Annotated in this window: 3 protein-coding genes; all 3 read left to right on the forward strand. The window is 31.7% G+C overall.

The annotated features are described in order from the left end of the window. The first annotated feature begins 91 nt into the window (after nucleotides 1–91). The 3 genes from repM to BFN00_RS14125 all read left to right on the forward strand — a co-directional run bounded on the left by repM (nucleotide 92) and on the right by BFN00_RS14125 (nucleotide 2,734). A complete protein-coding gene (repM, locus tag BFN00_RS14115; RefSeq protein ID WP_004733876.1) occupies nucleotides 92–1,003 on the forward strand; it encodes a replication initiation protein RepM in 912 nt (303 codons plus the stop codon). Between the two features lie 78 nt (nucleotides 1,004–1,081). Then, entirely contained in the window at nucleotides 1,082–1,612 is a 531-nt protein-coding gene (locus BFN00_RS14120) for a plasmid replication DNA-binding protein (protein WP_071852199.1), read from the forward strand. A 285-nt stretch (nucleotides 1,613–1,897) separates the two neighbouring features. Beyond that, a complete protein-coding gene (locus tag BFN00_RS14125) occupies nucleotides 1,898–2,734 on the forward strand; it encodes a lecithin retinol acyltransferase family protein (protein ID WP_071852200.1) in 837 nt (278 codons plus the stop codon). The last annotated feature ends 40 nt before the right edge of the window (nucleotides 2,735–2,774 follow it).

Genomic DNA, 2,774 nt, shown 5'->3' on the forward strand with positions numbered 1-2,774 from the left:
ACCTTTAGCAGTATATGTTTATCTCGTTTTCTTCTTTATTTCCTACAAAAAAAAATATATAGTAAATTAATAAAAATTTTATGGTCTAATAATGAGTAAAAATATAGTCGTAAAAGCGAATATCTTGATTGAGGCAAGCTACAAACTTGATTTGGTAGAAATGCGCTTAATACTTTTAGCAATTATTGAAGCTAGAGAAAGTAAAACATTGATTGATGCTAACTCTCTGATAAAAATATCAGCTAAAAAGTATGCAGAAATGTTTGATATTAGCCTCAAAAACTCTTATTCCATGCTACGAGGGGCTTGTAAAACCCTGTTCGACAGACAATTTTCATATGTGGATTGGGATTTTGATCTATTAAGTGAAGATACTTCTAAAATCTTTTTTACTTCTCGATGGGTATCTAAGGTAGGTTATAAGCCAGGTTTTGTTTACTTATCTTTTGCTCCTGATGTCATACCATTAATAAGTCGCTTAGAAAAAGAATTTACGCGTTATGACCTTCTTCAAATAAGTAAGTTTTCTAGTATTTATGCTGTTCGGATTTATGAAATATGTATGCAATGGAAGATTGCTAAAAAGTTTTATATTTCTCTCTCTGATTTACGAAATACATTAGGTTTAACAGAAATAGAACTTTCAAGAATTGATAACTTTCAAAAGAAAGTCCTTGAAGTAGCAAAAGATCAAATTAATGAGTCTTCGGACATAACTATTGATTATAAAACCAAAAAGTCTGGAACCAAGATAACTGGCTTTGAGTTCACAATAAGATCCAAAACATCACAGCCAATTAAAATGGAAATCGCCTTAAATGATAAACAAATTCTTTTGTTCTCAAATAAGCTAGTTCATGAACCTTCATTTGCTTCAAAGTACAGCAAAGTTGGTGAAAGTTATGATGACTTCGCTATAAGAATTTCTGAAAATTTAACTATTCCTGATAAGGTTCAGGAATACTTACCCTATCTAGAAAAAGTCGGGTTCAATACTGCTTAAAATATAGACTTGTCGTTTTGTCTATTAGACAGTCTAATAGACAAGACATTTTTACAAGATTAGGCATCACTTTACATCATGAAAAGCCTTTCAGTTTTAGAGTTATCCAAGCTTTACAATATCAATAGACAGACCATCTATAATCAGATAAACAAAGGAATTTTAAGTAAAAATTCTGATAATAAGATTGATTTCTCAGAAGCCATCCGTGTATTTGGTGAACCTGCAAGAAAACAGGATGTAAAAGAGCCTGTAAAAATAGACAGTCCAACTTCGGCAGAAGTTTTATTGCTTAGACAGCAGATAGATATGCTCAAAAATCAGCTTGATGATGCCAAAGATCGGGAATCTTTCTATCAAAACCAAATTGAAACGATGCAACGCCTATTAGAAGCCCCAAAACCTAATATGACTACGTTTACCGATCAAGAATTAGTGCAACCCAGCATAGTCAAACCAGATCCCGAACCTGACACAGCAGAAGCTAAACATGACGGATTGACTACTCCAGAGCGGAGGGAAAATAAGCGGATTCCAGTGCCGGAGCATGTTGAACAGGAACCGGAGAAAAGGGGCTTTTGGAGCCGTTTTTTTAGACCCTATGATTAACCACGATTGTTAAACTGATATGAACAAAGTCGTGAAACATTGATCAAAGAATAGGCGTGGAACGTGAAAAATCATAAAAAAAGCCCACCTTGGGGAAGATGAGCTATAAACTAGAAACTACAGCATTGATTTCTAAAGAAAATTATAACGCATTTCGTATAAGGTGTATTATGTTAATTTTAGAAGTTGTTTATAATATTTCAAAATATGGCTCATATAAATCTTTTCAATTTCAAACTTTTTAAATGAAATAGATCAAGATAACTATTAAGTTTAGGAAATGTTATGGAGCAAGAAAATACTATTAAAATTCAATGCAGCAATTGTCATCAACAGTTAAGAATCCCTTGTGATAGAGGAAATTTAAAAATAAAATGTCCTACTTGTGAAGCTAGTGGTATTTGGAGGAAGGACAATCAATCAAATAATGATCTTAATTGGTTATTAAATGCGTCTTCTGAAGAAATAAATAGAGGATCTATATCCTTAATGAATACATCTATGACTAGTGGTAACTCTACATCTAGTTTTGTTAATTCAAATCAATATAAATCACCCTATTATGTTGAAGCATCTAAATATTCAAGTATTAATAGTATTTTTTGTGATCCTGTTTCTTTAGAACCAGGATCTATTGTTGTTGTAAGCCTAGGTTTATTTTTTGATCATACGGGCATATATATAGGAAATAATGAGGTAATAGAATTATTCGGTAATGGGCATATAAGGTCTATTTCATTCGACCATTTTTTATTTGGCGGTGAAGAAAAAGGAGATTTTTCACCCCGTACAGGATTAGATGTCTTTACAGCAACTTACAAGAATAAAGTTATTCATTCAGAAGATATTAAAAATAGAGCCATACAGCTTAAAAATAAAAAAATTGAATATAATATCTTTAAAAACAATTGTCATATGATGTCTGGATATTGTTTCCAGGGTAGAGGATTTCAAAAGAATACAGACTGTAGATATTTTACAGGATTAACAAAAAAAATTATGGATACGGTATGTGATGAAAATGAAGATACATCCTTTTTATCAATGTTTCTAGGTAATATTCATCATTCAAACACCACTAAAAAAACTGACTTTTCCTGGAGAAAAGCTGAACCTAAATGATCAATAATTTCTCACAGATTGATGCCCACTTAACATAATG

Source organism: Acinetobacter sp. AR2-3, from assembly GCF_001878775.1.
GTDB classification, from domain to species: domain Bacteria; phylum Pseudomonadota; class Gammaproteobacteria; order Pseudomonadales; family Moraxellaceae; genus Acinetobacter; species Acinetobacter lwoffii_D.

Coding starts and splice junctions, on each gene's coding strand:
- repM (WP_004733876.1), top strand. CDS start 92: ATGAGTAAAAATATAGTCGTAAAAGCGAATATCTTGATTGAGGCAAGC.
- BFN00_RS14120 (WP_071852199.1), top strand. CDS start 1,082: ATGAAAAGCCTTTCAGTTTTAGAGTTATCCAAGCTTTACAATATCAAT.
- BFN00_RS14125 (WP_071852200.1), top strand. CDS start 1,898: ATGGAGCAAGAAAATACTATTAAAATTCAATGCAGCAATTGTCATCAA.